Here is a 19381-nt window from a genome sequence, read left to right as displayed (position 1 = left end):
ATCAGGGCGTAGAATCGGCCTTTTCCGGCGCTTCCGCAAGGTGCCGAGGCCATGTTGGGGGAGCCAGAGCACATATCCACACGGGAATGGACACGTTGTTGCGGCGGGCTCCGGCCGTGCTAAACCGTCGCGCAATGGCCGGCAACCCCTCCACTTGGCTGCACTCTGAATGAACATTCTCCTGCTCGGTTCCGGCGGCCGCGAACACGCTCTGGCGTGGAAGATTGCCGCTTCCCCGCTGCTGACCAAATTGTGGTGCGCGCCGGGCAATGCCGGCATCGCGCGCGAAGCTGAATGCGTCGCGCTCGACGTTGCGAATCATGGCGCGGTGATCGATTTCTGCAAAACCAACGCCGTGGATCTCGTCGTGGTCGGCCCGGAGACGCCGCTTGCCGCCGGGATCGTCGACGATCTCGCGAAAGCCGGCATCAAGGCGTTCGGTCCGAGCAAGCAGGCGGCGCAACTCGAGGGCTCCAAGGGATTTACGAAGGACCTGTGCCGCGAATTCGATATTCCGACTGGCGCCTATAACCGCTTCACGACGGCCGATGATGCACTGGCCTATGTGCGCGCGCAGGGCGCGCCGATCGTGGTCAAGGCCGATGGGCTGGCCGCCGGCAAGGGCGTTGTGGTGGCCAAAACGTTGGCCGAAGCGGAAGCTGCCATCGCCATGATGTTCGACGGCGCGTTCGGCGCGGCGGGAACGGAAGTCGTGATCGAGGAATTCCTCGCCGGCCGCGAGATCAGCTTCTTCGCGCTATGCGACGGCGACACCGCGATCCCGCTCGCTTCGGCGCAGGACCACAAGCGGGTGTTCGATCACGACGAAGGACCGAACACCGGCGGCATGGGAGCCTATTCGCCGACGCCGTTTGTGACACCTGAGGTGCACGATCAAATCATGGCGCGGATCATTTTGCCGACAGTAGCCGGCATGAAGAAGCGCGGCATGCCGTTTCGCGGCGTGCTCTACGCCGGCGTGATGCTGACGGAGCAGGGGCCAAAGCTGTTCGAATACAACGTTCGCTTCGGCGACCCCGAATGCCAGGTGCTGATGCTCCGAATGATGTCGGACATCGTGCCGGCATTTCTGGCCTCCTGCGACGGGCAGTTGAAGAATTTTGACCTCCGCTGGTATCCCGAGCCTGCTCTGACGGTGGTGATGGCGGCGAAGGGTTATCCCGGCGACTACAACAAGGGCACGCGCATCGACGGGCTCGATGACGCGGCCAGCGTCGAGGGCGTCGAAATCTTCCATGCCGGGACGGTGGCGAAGGAGGGTGGCATCGTCGCCAATGGCGGGCGCGTGCTGAACGTCTGCGCGATGGGCAAGACCGTCACCGAGGCGAGAGAGCGTGCCTATCAGGCCGTCGATCGTATCCAATGGCCGGATGGTTTTTGCCGTCGTGACATCGCGTGGCAGGCGGTGGAGCAAGAACGAAGCTAGCACGTCATTCCGGACGACGCGCATCGCGCGTCGATCCGGAATCTCGATGTGGTGAGCGCTTCTTCACTTGCCTCGAGATTCTCAGGTGCGCAATTGCGCACCATAGTTCGGCGCTTCGCGCCGCCCCGGAATGACGGGTGTGGGTTAGAGCAAATCCCCGCCCGCGGCGCTTGCGGTGGTGCCGTGCTCGCGGAACGCCTTGATGACGGTCTTGCCGATCTTCCACTTGTGAACTTCATCCGGACCGTCGACCAGCCGCTGCGAGCGCACCTGGGTGTACCATTTCGCCAGCGGCGTATCCTGGCTGAAGCCGAGCGCGCCGTGGAGCTGGATCGCGGTGTCGATCACCTTGTGCACCATGTGCGCGTGGAAGATCTTTGCGATCGAGTTCTCCTGCTGGATGTCGAGGCCTTTTTCCGCCTTGTAGGCGATGTGCAGCAGCATCAGGCGGCCGATATAGAGTTCGCTGGCGCAATCGGCGAGCATGAACTGCACCGCCTGCCGGTCGGCGAGCAATTTGCCGAAGGTCGAGCGCTTGGTGACGTGGGCGACTGCCATGTCGAGCGCGCGTTGCGCCTTGGCGACGTTGTGCATGCCGTGCCGTAGCCGCCCGTAGGCGAGGCGGTGCTGGCCCATTGCAAAGCCGTTGCCTTCGCCGCCGAGCAGATTGTCGGCCGGCACCTTCAGATCCCTGATCTCGATCTCGGAGTGGCCGCCGTGCAGGATGTCGTCATGCGGGCCCTCGATCGCCATGTTGGCGACATTGCGCTTGATCTTGTAGCCGGGGTTCGGCAACTCCACGATGAAGGTGGAATACTGCTTGTGCCGTGGTGCGTTCGGATCGGTCTTGGCCATCACCAGCGCCATGTCGGCCACGCTGGCGGAGGAGGAAAACCACTTCTCGCCGTTCAGGACGTAGTTCTCGTTGCCGTCCTTCACCGCCGTGGTCTGCATGCCGGTGGCGTCGGCGCCGGCAGCCTTCTCGGTCATCGAGAAGCAGATGCGCTTGTCGCCGTTGAGCAGGGGTTTAAGGAACTTCTCCTTCTGATATTCCGTGCCGTGGGCCAGGATCGTCATCATCGAGGCGTCGTCGGGACCTTGCGTGTTCATCGACAGCGCACCCAGCATGCTCTCGCCGAGCTCCATCTGCACAAGCGCGTTGGCGAGCGGGCCGAGGCCCATGCCGCCATATTCCTTCGGCACCCACGGGCACCACAGGCCGCGCGCCCGGGCCTTGGCCCGTAGCGGGCCGAGTACTTCAGCAAGCGGCTTGGTATCGAGTTCCTTCTCCGCGGGGATGCACTCCTCGTGCACCCATTTGCGGACTTTTTCGCGGATCGCCTTGGCCTCGGCCGGAATTTCGAAATCGATCGACATCGCTGGTTTCCTCTAGTTCCTGTTGGTCGGACTTGAGGGATGGCTTAAACCTGCGGTCTGCCAGCGGCAACGGCAAACAAAGTTTGAAGCAAGTGCTGCAGCCTACGAGGGAGTGCCCATGCCCGATCTTGCCGATCTGTTTCCCGGATACGCGTCCAAATGGATCAACACCTCGTCGGGCCGCATCTTCGCCCGTGTCGGCGGCAACGGCCCACCGCTATTGCTGCTGCATGGTTTTTCGTCGACGCATGTGATGTGGCACCAGGTCGCGCCGCAACTGGCGGACCAGTTCACGCTGATCATCGCCGACCTGCCGGGCTATGGCTGGTCGGACATGCCTCGCAGCGATGAGAACCATACGCCCTACACCAAGCGCGCGATGGCGCAGGCGATGGTGGAGGCGATGGAGCAGCTCGGCCATGTGCATTTCGCGCTCGCCGGACACGACCGCGGCGGCCGCGTGTCGTACCGGCTGGCGCTCGATCATCCCGGCCGGCTATCGAAGCTCGCGGTGCTCGATATCGCGCCGACCTATGACTATTGGGAGAAGTTGAACCGGCTGTCGGCGCTGAAGATCTACCACTGGGCGTTTCTGGCGCAGCCCTATCCGCTGCCGGAAACGCTGATCGCCAACAACGGAGAATTTTTCCTTAAGTGCAAGATGGCGAGCCAGACCAAATCGAAGACGCTCGACGCCATCGATCCGCGCGCGCTGGAACATTATCTCGCGCCGTTTCGCGATCCCGCCCGCGTGCATGCGATGTGCGAGGACTACCGCGCCGGTGCCTATGCCGACTATGAAATCGACAAGGCCGATTTCGACGCCGGAAAGAAGATCACGATTCCAATGCTGGCGCTGTGGGGCGATGCCGGCGTCGCGCCCGCCGCAACGACGCCGCTCGATGCGTGGAAGAAATGGGCGATGAACGTGAAGGGGGCGCCGGTGGATTCGGGGCATTTTCTCACCGAGGAGAATCCGGAAGCGACGGCGAAGTTGTTGCGGGAGTTCTTTACGGCAGGGTGAAATTCTCGCCGCACATCAAGCTCGTCATCCCCGCGAAGGCGGGTATCCAGTACGCCGAGCCCTCGCGGTCAATCACTACCGTCTCTGGAATACTGGATCATCCGCCGGAGCCTGTCATCGGGCGCGCATTCGCGCGACCCGGTGGCGGATGATGACAGCGGAGTGTGGGGCGCGAGCCTACCGCCGTTCCCTGAAAAAATCCCGCAGCAGCGCCGCTGCCTGGCTCTCTCCCACTGCCGAGTAAACCTCCGGCACGTGATGGCAGGTCGGCTGTGCGAAGAAGCGCACGCCGGAATCCACCGCGCCGCCCTTGGGATCGGCGGCGCCGTAATAGAGCCGCCGGATCCGCGCAAACGAGATCGCGCCGGCGCACATCGTGCAGGGCTCCAGCGTGACGTAGAGGTCGCAATCGACCAGCCGCTCGGTGCCGATGGCCTCGGCCGCCTGCCGGATCGCCAATATTTCGGCGTGCGCGGTCGGATCGCGGTCGGTCAGCGTCCGGTTGCCGGCGGTGGCGATGACTTCGTAATCCCGCACGATCACGCAGCCGATCGGAACTTCGCCGGCCTTTCCGGCGTTTTCGGCCGTTTTCAGTGCCAAATCCATGAAAGAAGGGGCAGTCATGCCTCGTATCATTGGAATAAACCTGCTATGAGGGCCGCCTTCAGCAAACGTGGATGCCGGTTTTGCGTGAGAATGCGCCTTGAGCGAAGTGCGCGCGCGTTATCGCTATGACAGCCCATCCTGATCCGCCTGATGGCCATTTTATTCGGACCCAAGAGAACATTCATGCCCCGCGATAATAACAAAAACAACGATTCCCGCGGCCGGCGGGACCGTCCCGGGGGCGGCCAGGGCCGCGCCGGCGGTGGCAAGGGCCGCTCGGGAGCGGCGCGGGGGCCTGAGAAGAAGTTTGCCAAGCGCGGCTTTGGCGCCAGGGATGGCGACGAGCGCGGCGGTGAGCGGCGTCCCTATGCCGGGAAGTCCGAGGGGGCAAAATCGTTTAGCAAAAAGCCTTATGCCGGCGGCGGAAAGCCCTACGCCGGCAAGCGCGACGGCGATGATCGTCCGCCGCGCCGGGACTTTGGCGATCGGCCGCAGCGCTTCAGCCGGGACGACCGCCCCCGTGGCGACCGTCCAGACCGCGGCCCGCGGAAAGACTTTCGCCCGCGCGAGGATCGCGATGGCGAGAAGAGCGGGTTCAAGCCGCGCGGCGACCGGCCGAGCTATGATCGCAATGATCGCCCGCCGCGCAGGGATCGCAAGGGCGACCCTGGGGATCGCAAGGGCGACCCTAGGGAGCGTGACGAAACGCGTCCCGCTGGGCGTTCCTCCGACAGGAAATTTGGCGACAAGCGGCCTTACACGCCGCGCGGAGAAGGTTTCCGGAAGGACGGCGACCGTCCGCGTGGCGATCGGCCCTATGGTGATCGTCCGCCGCGCGATGGCGAGAAGCGATTTTCGCGCGGTCCACGCAAGGATTCTAGCGATCGTCCCGAGCGGGGTGAGGACAAGCCTTGGCAAAGGCGTGATGATCGTGGTGGCGGCGAACGTCAGCGGTTTTCGCGTTCGCGCGAGGACCGGCCGAAGTTCGACCGTCCGCGCGAGCGCGGAGATCGAGACCATGACAGGGGACGGCCGGCAGGCCGCACCGATTGGCAGGAGCATCCACGCAGCGAGGGACGCTTTCGCGACCGTCCGCGTCGCGACAATGAAGACGACAGCAGGATATTTGCAAAGCGTCCTGCCTTCGGGGGCCGTGGCGCGTATCGCGAGCGCCCGACCGATTTCGACAAGCGCGCGCCGCGCGCAGAGCCGAAGCCGAAGAAGGCCGGAGAGCGCATCGCCAAGGTGGTCGCCCGCGCAGGCCTGGCCTCGCGCCGCGATGCCGAGGAATGGATCACGCAGGGCCGCGTCACCGTCAACGGCCGCGTCATCAATTCGCCGGCGCTCGACGTCACCGCCAATGACGTGATCGCCGTCGACGGCAAGGTGTTGCCGCCGCGCGAGCGCACGCGACTGTTCATGTATCACAAGCCGCGCGGGCTGATGACCACGCATGCCGATCCCGAGGGGCGGCCGACCGTGTTCGACAACCTGCCGGAAGGCCTGCCGCGGCTGATCTCGGTCGGTCGGCTCGACTTCAATACCGAGGGGCTGCTGCTGCTGACCAACGACGGTGGGTTGGCGCGTGCGCTCGAACTGCCCGACACCGGCTGGCTCAGGCGTTATCGCGTGCGCGCCCACGGCGAGGTCACGCAGGCGCAGCTCGATGAACTCAAAAAGGGCGTCGAGGTCGACGGCGTCAAATATGGTTCGATCGATGCAACGCTGGAGCGCGACCAGGGCGCCAACGTCTGGCTGGTGTTCGCGATCCGCGAAGGCAAGAACCGCGAGGTCCGCAACGTCATGGCGCATCTCGGCCTCGAGGTGAATCGCCTGATCCGCGTCTCCTACGGACCGTTCCAGCTCGGCGAACTGGCCGAGGGCCAGGTCGAGGAGGTCAAGACCCGTGTGCTGCGCGAGCAGCTCGGCGAGAAGATCGCTGTACTCGCGGGCGCGGATTTCAATCGGCCGATGCCGGGCGAGAAATCCGATAGTGAGGACGACGCAGCGCGTGGCAAGAAGCCGTTCAAGCCGGCGGGCAAGAGCGCGCTGATCGCCGACCGCAAGGGCCGCCGCGTGCTGGTGCAGCGCACCGGCAGCGAGGAAGCCCGCGCGCGCAACGAGGACGAAGCGAGTGGCTACGGCCCGCCTCGCCGCCCGCGACGCGGCTATCACGGCAAGCGCGACCTCAAGCCGCGGGACGAGTAGTTGGGCTATGCGTGTCGTCGGCGGACGATTGAAGGGCCGTAACCTGGCATCGCCTTCGTCGCGGGACATTCGCCCGACGGCGGATCGCTTGCGCGAGTCCGTGTTCAACATCCTGATCCACGCTTACGACAACCCGATCGAAGGCGCGCGGGTGCTCGACCTGTTTGCCGGTACCGGCGCGCTCGGCATCGAGGCGGTGTCCCGCGGCGCGGCGTTCACGCTGTTCGTGGACAACGGCGCGGAAGCCCGCGCGTTGTTGCGCAACAATGTCGAGGCGCTGGGGCTCGGCGGCGTGACAAAAGTCTATCGCCGCGACGCCACCAATCTCGGCCCGGCGCATCCGGTCGAGCCGTTCTCGCTGGTGTTCCTCGATCCGCCCTATGGCAAAGGCCTCGCGGAGAAGGCACTGGCCTCGCTACGCGATGGCGGCTGGCTGACTCCCGGTGCGCTGCTCGTTGTGGAGGAGGCGAAGGCTGCAGCGTTCGCGGTGCCCGAGGGCTTCGAGGAGTTAGAGCGACGCGCGTATGACGATACGGAGTTCGTGTTTTTGCGCCCTGCTTCCCAATCCTGACCTGTCATGCCCCGCGAAGGCGGGGCATCCAGTACTCCGGGACGGCAGCGATTTACTCGAACGCCGCGGCGTACGGGGTCGCCCGGTCAAGCCGGGCGACGACAGCGGAAAAAATGGCGGCACATCGTCTTAACGTCTTCCGAACAGCTTCTCGATATCGCTCAACTTCAATTCCACATAGGTCGGGCGGCCGTGGTTGCACTGGCCGGAATTCGGCGTGTCTTCCATCTCGCGCAGAAGTGCGTTCATCTCTTCCGGCTTGAGGCGTCTCCCGGCGCGGACTGAGCCATGGCAGGCCATGGTGGCCGCGACATGCATCAGGCGGCGCTCCAGCGGCAGCGCCTCGTCCCATTCGGCCATGTGTTCGGCGAGATCGCGCAGCAACCCTGCGGCATTCGCCTTGCCGAGCAACGACGGCGTCTCGCGCACCGCCACCGCGCCGGGGCCGAAAGATTCGATCGCAAGTCCAAAGGAGGCGAGTTCCTCGGCGCGCGCCAGCAGCTTCTCGACGGTGGCCTCATCGAGTTCGACGATCTCGGGGATCAGAAGAATCTGCCGCTGCACGCCGTTCTTCGCCAGCGACGCCTTCAGCTTCTCGTAGACAATGCGCTCATGGGCGGCATGCTGATCCACGACGATGAGGCCGTCGCGGGTTTGCGAGACGATATAGGTCTCGTGGATTTGCGTCCGCGCCGCGCCGAGCGGACGGTCGAGCAGGTCGGCAGAGGGCTGCGCCTCGAAGCGTACGTCAGCGGTTGGCGCGCCGACATCGAACGCGGCTTGCCCGGCTTCGGCGAGCGCCGTTGCCGCCGCGCCTTCGAACGAAGGCCTGACCGGGTAGGCCGGCGAACTCCGCCAGTCCCAGTTGGTCGGGCGCGGCGCAAAGGACGGACGAAACGCTGACAGCGCCGCACCGTCGGTATTGGCAGCGGTGCGCCGGCCCTCGCGGGCGAGGCCGTCCTTGAGCGCATGCACGATCAGCGCACGAACGAGCCCGGCGTTGCGAAACCGCACCTCGGTCTTGGCCGGATGCACGTTGGCGTCGACCTCCTGCGGCGCCAGCGTCACGAACAGCGCGACGACAGGATGCCGGTCACGCGGCAAATAATCGGAATAGGCCGCGCGCACCGCGCCGAGGATGAGCTTGTCGCGGACCGGGCGGCCATTGACGAACAGATATTGTCCGAGCGCATTGGCGCGGGTCAGCGAGGGGGCGGCGGCAAAGCCCTCGACCACGACGCCGTCGCGTTCGGAGCGCACTTCAATGGCGCAAGAACGGAAATCGTGACCCAAGATGTCGCCGAGCCGCGTCAGCCGGCCCGCAGCACCCGGCAGCGCCGCGGCCCAGGTCACCGGCGCGCGCTCCTCGCCGGCCAAGGCGAAAGCGATGTCGGGCCGCGCCATCGCAAGGCGCCGCACCACCTCGCGAATCGCCTCAGCCTCGGTGCGGTCGGTCTTGAGGAATTTCAGCCGGGCGGGCGTTGCATAAAAGAGATCGCTGACCTCGACGCGGGTGCCTTGCGACAGCGCCGCCGGCATGATCTGCGATTTCAGGCCGCCTTCGACCGACAGCGACCAGGCATGCGGCTCGCTGGCGTGGCGCGTAGTGATACCGAGCTTCGCGACGGCGCCGATCGAGGGCAGGGCCTCGCCGCGAAAGCCCAGCGTGCGAATGCGTAACAGATCCTCGTCGTCGAGCTTCGAGGTGGCGTGACGGTCGACCGCGAGCGCGAGATCGCCATGAGTCATCCCGCTGCCGTCATCGGTGATGCCGATCCGCCGCCTGCCGCCGCCATCGGTGAAAATGTCGACGCGGCTGGCGCCGGCGTCGATGGCGTTTTCGACCAGCTCCTTCACCACGCTCGCGGGACGTTCGACCACTTCGCCGGCGGCGATGCGATTGACGACCTGTTCGGGGAGTTGGCGGACGGGCATGAGGTCTCGGATCGATTCGAGGCTGGTGGGTGATTTTAGGCGGCTAGCGCATCAAATGCATGTGTCAAAATATTTTTACGGAACTTTTCTGAAGCTGCCGAAGCGCCGCATATGCGGTCAGCCAGTGGCCAAGGATTCGCAAAATGACCTCGAAATCCCTGCATGATCACCACATCGCGCGGCTTGCATGGCGAACGCACCGTTTGCGGATAACGACTGATCCGGCGATGAACATGTTCGGGTTGTGAACGGTGCTTGAAGAAGCCGAACTGTTTGTCGTTCGACAAAACCTTGGAGAAATGGATGAAGCTAGTGAAAACCTCGGCGATCGCGGTTGCAATCTCGGCTCTGCTTGCCGGTCCGGTACTGGCGCAAGGCGCCTCATCCGACACCCAGATCCGCGGCGGAGCAAAGGGCACCCAGATGCAGGGCGGCGCGTCGGGCAGCATGGACGAAGACGCGCCGGCGGGCGCTGCGGGCCAGAGGGCAGGCGCCAAGCCGGGTGCGAAAGGCACCGTCGGAGCGGGCGGTAGTGCAGCGCCGCCCAAGGCCACGGGCGGAGCGGCGACCCCTCCAGCAAGCAGCCGCTAAGTGCCTGGAGGAAACCCGCCTCCTCCGACGGGTTGCTCTCCAACAGAACTCCGGCCGTGCGGCGGCCGGAGTTTTTTTGTGCCTCGATCGGCGACCCGCGAACCGAAAGCTCGGCCCGGCGGCTCTATCTGACGAGAACGCGCTGACGTTCTTTCGCGCAATCAAAGGGAGCTGTTATGTTCTATCGCAAGAATTTGCCGGGCTGGGAGCGGGCGATGCGGACGATCGGGGGCGTTGTGATGATCGCCTATGGGCTTTTCGGGGTGCCCGGGCTGCTCAGCATGCCCGGGCTGCTCAGCATGCCCGGCACGACGGCCGGCTACCTGATCGCGGCCACCGGCGCGGTCGCAATCGCGACCGGATTCTTCGGCTTTTGTCCGATGTGCGCCATGGTCGGCCGCAGGCTTTCCTCATCATGAGCGTGTTGGTCCGAGCGGGGCGTTGCAATCCCTCGCTGATCGAGGCCGCCCGCGGCGGCGACACCAAGGCGCTGGTGTCGCTGATCGCGCTAGCTCAGCCGGATATCCGCCGCTATGCCGCACGCAATTGCCGCGCGGCTGACATCGACGACGCGGTCCAGGAAACACTGCTGCTGTTGTACCGGCGGGTCGGCACGTTGCGCGCGGTGACGTCATTTTCGGCGTGGCTGTTTGCAGTGGCGCGCCGCGCCTGCCTTCGCCTGCTGCGCCGGGCGACGGGAACACCGGCGGCGCCGGCCGACGAGGCGGAGCTACGCTTGGCGCATCTTGCGCCACAAGACATTCGCATCGATCTTTCCCGCGCCATCCAGTCGTTGCCCGACCACTATCGCGAGGTGATCCTGCTGCGCGATGTCGAGGAGTTGTCGATCGACGAGATCGCCGGTGTTCTTGGGCTGACACGCGAAAGCGTCAAGGCGCGCATCCACCGTGCGCGATTGATGATCCGGGAATATCTGATCCGCGATTGAGACGTCGTGATCGGCGGTTCAATCGTCAAAGCGCGCAGTGCGTTTCGCCTTGACGTCGCTGCGCCGCTTCTTGCCTTCCAGCCGCCGCTGCTTCGATCCGAAGGTTGGCTTGGTCGGCCGGCGCGGCGTCGGGCGGATCAGGGCCTCGCGCAACAATTCGAGCAGGCGGTCGATCGCGTCGGCTCGGTTGCGCTCCTGGGTGCGGAAGCGCTGGGCGTGGATCACGATCACGCCCTCCTTGGTCATGCGCTGGCCGGCGAGCCGCACCAGCCGTGCGGCCGCATCCTCCGGCAGGGTGATCTTGCGCGTGTCGAAGCGGAGCTGCGCTGCGGTCGCGAGCTTGTTGACATTCTGCCCGCCCGGGCCGGAGGCGCGGACGAAGCCGATCTCGATGTCGTTTTCGTCAATCGTAAGATCGCGGGAAACCCGCAGCATGGCGTTCACCGGAGCGTAGGAAGAATCGCCGAGCACCATAGCGGTTTTGCGTTGAGGTTGCTCTGCCGTGCTCTTTCCGTCGGGAGGGACGGGGAGGGATAAACCACCCACAAGCACTGCCGTCGTGGCCACCCCTCTCCCCAGCCCTCCCCCGCAAGGGGGGGAGGGAGCAGACCGTCCGTGTGGTTGATGGTAGCCCGCCGTCATCGCGAGCGACGGTGGCGCCGCATACTCGCTGTGTTCCCTCTCCCCTTGCGGGAGAGGGTTAGGGAGAGGGGTGGCCGCGAGTCCGGTGTTTGTGCTCAGTTCGCTCTCGGCGGCGCCGCGGCGGGCTGCACGGCGGCTTGCGGGGCGCGGCCGACGATTACGGTGAGGAGGCCCTGGCCCCACAGCTTCTGCGCCGCCTTTTTGGCGTCGTCCAGCGTGACCGCGTCGACGAGGGCATTGCGCTTCTCGATGTAGTCGATCGGCAGCTTGTCGAGCTGGTATTGCAGCAGTGCCTGGGCCAGCTTCGAAGAGGTGTCGAGCGCCAGCATCTGCGAGCCCTTGAGGTACGACTTGGCCTCGTCCAGCTCCTTCTGGGTCGGGCCATCCTCGGCGATGCGGCGGATTTCCTTCTCGATCGCGTCCACCGTCTCGCCGGCGCGGTCGGCACGGGTGCCGGTATTGCCGATGAATAGCGCCGATCGATCCATCCAGAGCAGGGATTCATAAACGGAATAGGCAAGGCCGCGCTTTTCGCGCACCTCCTTGTAGAGCCGCGATGACAACCCACCGCCGCCGAGGATGTGGTTCACGACGTAGGCGGCCATGAAATTCGGATCGTGGCGGCGAATGCCGGGGCCGCCGAACGTTACCACGGTCTGCGGCACGTCGAGCGGCACGAACGCGCGCTGCGGCGGTTTGGTCGCCTCGACCTCGGCGATCGGCGTGAGGCTGGCCTTGGCCGGCAGTCCGCCGAACGTCTTGTCCAGGAGCTTGCCGAGCGTGTCGGCATCGACATCGCCGACCACGGCGATCCGCAAATTATCCTTCGCGATCACGCGGCGGACATAATCCTTCATGTCGGCGACATCGATTTTCGGCACGCTGTCGAGCGTGCCGTTGGCCTGTCGGCCGTAGGGATGATCGCCAAAGGCGACTTCCAGGAATTTACGGCTCGCCAGCGAAGTCGGGTTGGTGGTGTCGCGGCGCAGCCCGGAGAGCACCTGCGCGCGAATGCGCTCGACGTCGACGGCATCGAAACGCGGCGAGGTCAGCGCCAGATGGAGCAGGCCAAAAGCCTCGTCCTTGTTGTCCTTGAGCATGCGAAGCGAGCCGCGGAAATAATCCCGGGTCGACGAAAAGCTCAGCTCGATGGCGCGGCGCTCGAGGCGCTCGTGGAAGGTTTTGGAATCGAGATCGCCCGAGCCTTCGTCGAGCAGGCTGGCGACCATGTTGCCGACGCCGGACTTGCCGACCGGGTCCTGGGCGGCGCCGCCGGCGAAGGCGTATTCCATCGCTATCAGCGGCACGGTGGCGTCCTGCACGAACCAGGCCTCGATGCCGCCAGGCGAGACCAGCCGCTGGATCTTGGCTGCGGCGTGCGACGGGCTCGCCGCCAGCAACAGCAGGACGGCGCCGGCGATCAGGGCGGATGCGAGGCGCTGCGGGGGAATCGAAAAACGGATCACGAGCGCTTCTCCTCGCGTTTTTGCGCGGTATCCTTGATCAGATAGCCCGTCACCGAGCGTTTCTTGTCGAGCCATTTCTGCGCGGCGTCGCGGACCTGCTCGGCGGTGACGGCGCGAATCCGGTCTGGCCAGCTCCTGATGTCGTCGATGGAAAGCCCCGTGGTCAGCGCGCCGCCATACCAGCGCGCCAGCGTGGCCTGGTTGTCCTGGGCGTAGATCGCTTCCGCAATCAACTGGGTCTTGACCCGCTCGAGATCCTCGGCGCGGGCGGGGTTTTGGATGACCTCCGCGATCACGCCGTCGATCACCTGCTCGATCTGCGAAAACTCCACGCCGGGCTTTGGCGAAACCGAGATCGAGAATTGCGAGGGATCCAGCGCGGTGCCCTGGTAACCGGCACCGGCGCTGATCGCGAGCTGACGGTCGATTACCAGTGCGCGATAGAGATAGGAGTTGGAGCCGCCGCCCATCAGTTGCGCGAGCACGTCGAGCGCCGGGCCTTCGCCGGCCGCAGCGGTCGTGGAAGAGGGGACGAGGTAGTAGCGCCGCAGGCTGGTCTGCTCGACGCGCGGGTCGGACAGCGTCACCGTGCGCGGTGCCGCCGGCACCGGCTCCTGCGGGCGGATTCGTTGCGCGGCAATGGCCGGCTGCGCCGGGATGCCACCATAGGCCTTTTCGACCATCGCCTGGGCTTCCTTGGCATCGACGTCGCCCGCGATCACCAGGATCGCGTTGTTCGGCGCGTAGAAGCGCTTGTAGAACGCCAGCGCATCCTCGCGGTCGAGCTTCTCGATCTCCTGGCGCCAGCCGATCACGGGGCGGCCATAGGGATGGTTGAGATACAGCGCCGCCATGATCTGCTCGGTGAGCCGGGCGTCCGGATTGTTGGCGACCCGCATGTTGAATTCCTCGAGCACGACATCGCGCTCGGGAAGCACGTTCTCATCCTTGAGGATGAGGCCGGTCATGCGGTCGGCCTCGAATTCCATCATTTTCGCCAACTGCTCGCGCGGCACGCGCTGGAAATAGCCGGTGTAATCGAGTGAGGTGAAGGCGTTCTCATTGCCGCCGATCCGCAGCACGGTCTGCGAAAATTCACCGGCGGGATGTTTCGCGGTCCCCTTGAACATCAGATGTTCGAGGAAGTGCGCCAGTCCGGATTTGCCCGGCGTCTCGTCGGCGGAGCCGACCTTGTACCAGATCATCTGCGTGACGACGGGCGTGCGGTGATCCGGGATCACAACGACTTGCAGGCCGTTGTCGAGGGTGAAGCTGGCCGGACGTTCCGACGTGACCGTGGTCTGGGCGAGTGCGCCGCCGGCGGAGAAAGCAAATGTCGAGATGAGGGCTATAGCGAAAGTAACGGCAAGACGGTGTGAGGACATCATGACCTATCTGGCGCTCGTTTCGCAAAACTGGTTATCGGTTCTGCGAAACCAATCGCGCAAACGTTAGAAGTAACCCGATAAAACCGGGATCAAAGCGGCGGCATCGTACACCGCGCGCGGCTCCGGCAATCGTCACGAAGGCGAGAGACGAGCTTAACTATTCGCCATATTTGCCCTGGGCCGGATTGTATTCCTTGTTCAGCGATTCCTTTGGTCCCGTGCCGTAGGCATAATTGGACGACGGCGTCTGGTAGCCGGGCGGAGGCTGGGTCAGCGATTCCCGCGTCGGCTCGCCCTTGAACGGAGCCGTCTCGGTCTTGCTGCCGCCGAACAGGCCGCTGAAGCCGCCGTTATAGCCGAGCTGCGACGGGCTCAGGATCGGATTGGCGTTCGAGACGCCGGGCTGCACCGGATCATTGTCCTTGCGCGCGGGCGCCGCGGTCTTGCCCACCGCCAGTTCGGCCGGCGTCAGGATGCGGGACGCTTCACGCGGATCCTTGTTCTCTTTCTTGCGCGCCGCAATCGCCGCCTTGCGGCGCTGCTCGTCGGGGTCCTTTGGCCAGTTCGGCGCCTTCGCGTCGGCCGCGGCCGCCGCTGGCGGCGGCAAATCGAGCTTGGGTGGAACGACCAGCGGGGAGCGCTCGCGGTAGTCGATGCCGCGATTTTCCATGTTGGTGCCGCCGAGGCCGCGCATGATGCCTTCGATGATCTTTTCCTCGAAGGTCTTGTCGTCGTCTTCGTCCTCGTCGTCAGCCGCGCGCACGGGGCCAGCGGCCATCACGAGACCTATGCCGAGGGCGATGGCGGCGAACCGCAGCGCCCGGGTCAGCGAGCTGGTCTGCATCATCCAGAAGCGGGCTTCGGTCTCGCGCATCGCGCTGTTCCCATTCACAATTTCTGTAACACGCGGGGGCCGTGCTTGAGGGGCCTAACGGCTCCAGACCGCAGGGTTCGTATCGACCGGGATCAGGGCGCTTTTGCGGCGGGTACCCCCAGGAACGAGTCATACAATAGGCCCGCTACCCCGGCAACAATGGCCACATCCGCAAGGTTAAACACATACCAATTGAAGGTTTTTCCCCCGATCTCGATGTGGAACAGGGCGAAATCGACCACCGCGCCGTGCACGAATCGGTCGATGCCGTTGCCGACCGCGCCGCCGATGATCAGGCCGAGCGCCAGCGTCGCGAGACGCGTGCTGGAGCGTGCCATCCAGATCCCCAGCACGATCACCGCAATCGCCTTGATCGCCATCAGCGCGAGCTGGGCGAACTGGTTATCGCTCTGGAACCAGCCAAAGCTGATTCCGACATTCCAGGCCAGCACCAGGTCGAAGAACGGCGTGACCCTGACCGCGCCGCGATGAGCGAGGTCGAACACGTAGAGCAGCCAAAGCTTCGAGGCCTGATCGACCACCAGCGTCGCGACCGCGGCAACCGCGCCGGCGCGAAGGTGAGGGGTCACGAAGCGCTCCTTGCCGGACACTTATCTCGCCTTCTTTTTCTTCTTTTTCGACGCGGTCGCAGGCAACTTTCTTCCGGTCTTCTTGGCAGTCTTTTTCTTGCCGGTCTTCTTTACCGCTTTCTTAGCTCCCTTCCTGGCCGCCTTCGTTGCCGAAGCTGCTTTTTTGGATTTGGCAGCTTTCCTGACCGTCGCTTTCCTGGCTTTGGCTTTCTTGGCCGTGGTTTTGTTGGCCTTGGTTTTCTTCGTTGTGGCCTTCTTGGGTTCTGCTTTCTTGACTTCGGCCTTGGGTTCGGGGGCGCTCTTGGCTTTCGCCTCGCTCTTGGCGCGCTCCGCCTCCGCGGTTGCAGAAGTCTTCCTGGCTCTGACCCTCTTCGCAGGCGTGTCCGCCGTTGCCTTTCCTGAACCGGCCTGCTCCGACGCTTGCTCTGCTTGTTGCGGTTGTTCTACAGGTTGCAGTTCGACCAACGCGACAGGCTTGGCCGGCGTTTCAACTGCAACGGCCGGCTTATGGCCTTCGGCAAGCGCCTTCCATTCCCGCAACGCCTGCGCGTCGCGCGGGGAGACGTCGGGATATTCGGCGTCTTCGCCGACAGTGGGCAGGATCTTCCACGACCGCGCGCATTTGGTGCCCACGGCCCTTTCGACCACGACGGCGACGCCGGGCACGTCGGCGAGGCTGAATGCGCTGGCGGGCGCATCGTCATTGGTCACCATGGCGTTCGAAGTGATGCAGACTTCGGCCAGATCGACGTCGAAAAGCGTGTTGAAGATATTCTTGTCCGATACGTAGACCAGCGGCGAGGCTTCGAGCGACGAGCCGATGTTCTTGGCCGCGCGTTCGACTTCGAGCGCGCCGGTGACGACGCGGCGCACGTCGCGAATGGTCTCCCACTTGGCGGCGAGCGCGTCGTCGCGGAATTGGTCAAAACCTTCCGGGAACAGCGTCAGGTGCACCGAAGCTTCCGCATCCGGCTTGTACATCCGCCACGCCTCTTCGGTCGTGAAGCTGAGCACCGGCGCCAGCCAGCGCAGGATCGCATCGCAGATGATGTCGATCGCGGTCAGCGCCGCCTTGCGCGCCACCGAAGACGGCGGATCGCAATAGAGCGCGTCCTTGCGGATGTCGAAATAGAATGCCGACAATTCGCTGTTCATGAACGCCGCGAGCGTCGCGACCACCGTCTTGTAGTCGAACTCGGCATAGGCCTGGCGCACGGTTGTCGCGCGCTTCGCCAGTTCGTGCAGCATCAAGCGTTCCAGCTCGGGCATATCGCTGTGGGCGACCGCGTCGGCCGGGTTGAAATGATGCAGCGTGCCGAGCATCCAGCGGATCGAGTTGCGCAGTTTGCGGTAGGTCTCGATGGTGTTCTTGAGGATCTCCGGTCCGATGCGCTGGTCGTCGGCATAGTCGGTGGCGGAGACCCAGAGGCGGAGGATATCCGCGCCCGAATCCTTCATCACCTTCTGCGGCTCGACGGTGTTGCCGAGCGATTTCGACATCTTGCGGCCGTTCTCGTCCAGCGTGAAGCCGTGAGTCAGCACCACGTCATAGGGCGCGCGGCCGCGGGTGCCCGAGCTTTCCAGCAGCGAGGAATGAAACCAGCCGCGATGCTGGTCGCTGCCTTCGAGGTACATCACGGTATCCTCGCCGCCATCAACCTTGCGGACGATGTTGCCGAGGCTTGGAAAATTCTGGCGGTCCTCCAGCACGAAGGCATGCGTCGAGCCGGAGTCGAACCAGACGTCCAGGATGTCGTCGATCTTTTTCCAGTCTTCGCCGGCGCGTTCGCCCAGGAAACGTTCACGTGCGCCGTCCATGTACCAGGCGTCGGCGCCTTCCTCCATGAAGGCTTCGACGATACGCTGGTTGACGATGTCGTCTTGCAGGATTTCGGCCGAGCCGTCGCCCTTCTCGCGCACGAACACGGCGATCGGCACGCCCCAGGCGCGCTGGCGCGAGATCACCCAGTCGGGACGGCCCGCGATCATGCCGTTGATGCGGTTCTGGCCGGCGGGCGGCACCCATTGCGTCACCGAGATCGATTTCAGAGCCCGGTTCCGCAAAGTGTCATCGCCGGCCAGCGTCATGGGGGTATTCACACCACCGCCCCAAACCAGCTTGTCTGGAGTGATTGCTTTATCCATCGCGATGAACCATTGCGGCGTGTTGCGGAAGATCACCGGCTTCTTCGAGCGCCAGGAATGCGGATACTGATGCTTGAGCCGCCCGCGCGCCAGGAGCTTGCCGGCCTCGACCAGCGCCTTGATGACGGCATCGTTGGCGTCGCCCTTCTCGCCCTTGTCGTTGATGACGCGCCTGCCGGTGAAGCCAGGAGCGTGATCGGTGAAAGCACCGTTCTCGTCGACCGTGTAGGGGATGGCGGTGTTGATGCCGCGTTGATCGAGCTCACGCGCATTTGCCGTCCAGACGTCGAAGTCTTCGCGGCCATGGCCCGGCGCGGTATGGACGAAGCCGGTACCGGTGTCGTCGGTGACATGGTCACCGGGCAACAGCGGCACGGTGAATTCATATCCGCCGCTGAAGCCATTCAACGGATGGGCGCATTCCACCGCGTCGAGCGTGTCGCCGGGCAGGTCACGCACCTTCTCATAGGCGGTGACGCGCGCCTGCTTGAACACTTCTGCTGCGAGCGCATCGGCGAGGATCAGGACATCGCCGGTCTTCGCCCAATTGTCGGCAGGCGCATCGGTGACCTTGTAGAGGCCGTAGGCGATCTTCGGCGAGAACGAGATGGCGCGGTTGCCGGGCAGCGTCCACGGCGTCGTGGTCCAGATCACCACGGAAGCCTCGGCCAGCGCGCCATGCGCCGGCGAGGTGACCGGAAACTTCACCCACACCATGTCGGAGGTGTAGTCCTCGTACTCGACCTCGGCTTCGGCCAGCGCGGTCTTCTCGACCACGCTCCACATCACCGGCTTGGAGCCGCGATAGAGCGTGCCGTTGGCGGCGAACTTCATCAATTCGCGCGCGATCTGGGCTTCGGCCGGATAGCTCATGGTGGCATAGGGGTGATCCCAGTCGCCGATGATGCCGAGCCGCTTGAACTCCTCACGCTGTACGTTGAGCCAGTGCGTCGCATAGGCGCGGCACTCCTTGCGGAACGCCACCATCGCGGTGGAGTCGCGGAAGTCCGGCTTCGGCTTGCCCTTGGAGCGGTAGTTCTCTTCCTCGATCTTCCATTCGATCGGCAGGCCGTGGCAATCCCAGCCCGGCACGTAGTTGGAATCGAAGCCGAGCATCTGCTGGCTCTTGGTTACGACGTCCTTGAGGATCTTGTTCAGCGCATGGCCGATATGGATGTTGCCGTTGGCGTAGGGCGGCCCGTCATGCAGCACGAATTTGGCGCGGCCCTGCGCGCTCTCGCGCAGCTTTCCGTAGAGGTCGATCTCGTTCCAGTATTTGAGGATCTCCGGCTCGCGCTGCGGCAGGCCGGCGCGCATCGGGAATTCCGTCTGCGGCAGGAACAGGGTTTTCGAATAGTCTGATACGTCGGACTTTTGCGGCTGTTGGGACATGAATGCTCTGGTTAGCTCGAAGACGGCGCTGAAACTCTGGGGAGTAGCGGCTGAAACAAGAAATCCCGGTCTTGCGCCGAGCGAACGCTCAGGCGGAAGCCGGGCTCCTAATGCTGATGGTGCACCGCGCAAACATGGGGCTTTCCATAGCAGCCAACCGAGGAAATCGCAAAGCC

The 19381-nt window shown here is 64.4% G+C and carries 15 protein-coding genes and 1 pseudogene; 7 read left to right on the top strand and 9 right to left on the bottom strand.

All coding sequences use genetic code 11. The annotated features are described in order from the left end of the window. Positions 1 to 169 precede the first annotated feature (169 nt). A complete protein-coding gene (purD, locus tag LMTR3_RS02990) occupies positions 170 to 1447 on the top strand; it encodes a phosphoribosylamine--glycine ligase (RefSeq protein WP_065743582.1) in 1278 nt (425 codons plus the stop codon). Between the two features lie 144 nt (positions 1448 to 1591). Here the strand turns inward: purD and LMTR3_RS02985 are convergent, their stop codons facing one another. After that, on the bottom strand, positions 1592 to 2824 hold the full coding sequence (locus tag LMTR3_RS02985; protein ID WP_065743581.1) for an acyl-CoA dehydrogenase family protein: 1233 nt from the start codon (positions 2822 to 2824) through the stop codon (positions 1592 to 1594). A 118-nt stretch (positions 2825 to 2942) separates the two neighbouring features. Between LMTR3_RS02985 and LMTR3_RS02980 the strand changes: the two genes are divergently transcribed. After that, positions 2943 to 3848 carry an alpha/beta fold hydrolase gene (locus LMTR3_RS02980; RefSeq protein WP_065743580.1) on the top strand — a complete coding sequence of 302 codons (906 nt, stop codon included), beginning with the start codon at positions 2943 to 2945 and terminating at the stop codon, positions 3846 to 3848. 177 nt (positions 3849 to 4025) lie between these two features. Here the strand turns inward: LMTR3_RS02980 and LMTR3_RS02975 are convergent, their stop codons facing one another. Beyond that, a complete protein-coding gene (locus tag LMTR3_RS02975; RefSeq protein ID WP_035728043.1) occupies positions 4026 to 4484 on the bottom strand; it encodes a nucleoside deaminase in 459 nt (152 codons plus the stop codon). 153 nt (positions 4485 to 4637) lie between these two features. On the opposite strand from LMTR3_RS02975, the gene LMTR3_RS02970 reads away from it, so the two are divergent. Together LMTR3_RS02970 and rsmD are read left to right on the top strand one after the other, a co-directional pair. Then, entirely contained in the window at positions 4638 to 6662 is a 2025-nt protein-coding gene (locus LMTR3_RS02970) for a pseudouridine synthase (protein ID WP_065743579.1), read from the top strand. A 7-nt stretch (positions 6663 to 6669) separates the two neighbouring features. Further along, positions 6670 to 7233: a 16S rRNA (guanine(966)-N(2))-methyltransferase RsmD gene (gene rsmD, locus LMTR3_RS02965; protein WP_065743578.1), complete on the top strand. Its 564-nt coding sequence runs from the start codon at positions 6670 to 6672 to the stop codon at positions 7231 to 7233. Between the two features lie 129 nt (positions 7234 to 7362). On the opposite strand, the gene mutL is transcribed toward rsmD, so the two are convergent. Then, positions 7363 to 9168, bottom strand: a complete 1806-nt coding sequence (gene mutL / locus LMTR3_RS02960) for a DNA mismatch repair endonuclease MutL (RefSeq protein ID WP_065743577.1) — start codon at positions 9166 to 9168, stop codon at positions 7363 to 7365. A 303-nt stretch (positions 9169 to 9471) separates the two neighbouring features. Here mutL and LMTR3_RS02955 point away from each other — a divergent pair, with 303 nt between their 5' ends. The 3 genes from LMTR3_RS02955 (at position 9472) to LMTR3_RS02945 (ending at position 10708) form a co-directional block, all read left to right on the top strand. Beyond that, positions 9472 to 9759: a hypothetical protein gene (locus LMTR3_RS02955; protein ID WP_065743648.1), complete on the top strand. Its 288-nt coding sequence runs from the start codon at positions 9472 to 9474 to the stop codon at positions 9757 to 9759. A 176-nt stretch (positions 9760 to 9935) separates the two neighbouring features. Further along, the gene (locus tag LMTR3_RS02950; protein ID WP_065743576.1) at positions 9936 to 10178 is read left to right on the top strand and encodes a YgaP family membrane protein; all 243 of its coding nucleotides are present in this window, start codon (positions 9936 to 9938) and stop codon (positions 10176 to 10178) included. Then, positions 10175 to 10708 (top strand): RNA polymerase sigma factor, encoded by a 534-nt coding sequence (locus LMTR3_RS02945; RefSeq protein WP_065743575.1) that lies wholly within the window; start codon positions 10175 to 10177, stop codon positions 10706 to 10708. Before LMTR3_RS02950 ends, LMTR3_RS02945 begins: the two co-directional genes overlap by 4 nt. Before the next feature lie 18 nt (positions 10709 to 10726). On the opposite strand, the gene arfB is transcribed toward LMTR3_RS02945, so the two are convergent. The 6 genes and pseudogenes from arfB to ileS all read right to left on the bottom strand — a co-directional run. After that, positions 10727 to 11143 (bottom strand): alternative ribosome rescue aminoacyl-tRNA hydrolase ArfB, encoded by a 417-nt coding sequence (gene arfB, locus LMTR3_RS02940; RefSeq protein WP_028350711.1) that lies wholly within the window; start codon positions 11141 to 11143, stop codon positions 10727 to 10729. Positions 11144 to 11445: 302 nt separating this feature from the next. After that, positions 11446 to 12891 (bottom strand): M16 family metallopeptidase, encoded by a 1446-nt coding sequence (locus LMTR3_RS02935; RefSeq protein ID WP_084029386.1) that lies wholly within the window; start codon positions 12889 to 12891, stop codon positions 11446 to 11448. Further along, positions 12813 to 14204 (bottom strand): M16 family metallopeptidase, encoded by a 1392-nt coding sequence (locus LMTR3_RS02930; protein WP_176721811.1) that lies wholly within the window; start codon positions 14202 to 14204, stop codon positions 12813 to 12815. The genes LMTR3_RS02935 and LMTR3_RS02930 overlap by 79 nt, the downstream gene beginning before the upstream one ends. 157 nt (positions 14205 to 14361) lie before the next feature. Further along, the gene (locus LMTR3_RS02925) at positions 14362 to 15078 is read right to left on the bottom strand and encodes a hypothetical protein (RefSeq protein WP_065743574.1); all 717 of its coding nucleotides are present in this window, start codon (positions 15076 to 15078) and stop codon (positions 14362 to 14364) included. A gap of 92 nt (positions 15079 to 15170) precedes the next feature. Continuing rightward, positions 15171 to 15668 (bottom strand): signal peptidase II, encoded by a 498-nt coding sequence (gene lspA / locus LMTR3_RS02920; protein WP_065743645.1) that lies wholly within the window; start codon positions 15666 to 15668, stop codon positions 15171 to 15173. A 519-nt stretch (positions 15669 to 16187) separates the two neighbouring features. After that, a pseudogene (ileS, locus tag LMTR3_RS02915) lies at positions 16188 to 19205 on the bottom strand (isoleucine--tRNA ligase); the annotation flags it as partial. Positions 19206 to 19381: the final 176 nt, after the last annotated feature.

The sequence above is a fragment of the Bradyrhizobium sp. LMTR 3 genome (assembly GCF_001693485.1).
Taxonomy (GTDB): domain Bacteria; phylum Pseudomonadota; class Alphaproteobacteria; order Rhizobiales; family Xanthobacteraceae; genus Bradyrhizobium.
This window is presented reverse-complemented; position numbering and strand designations above follow the sequence as displayed.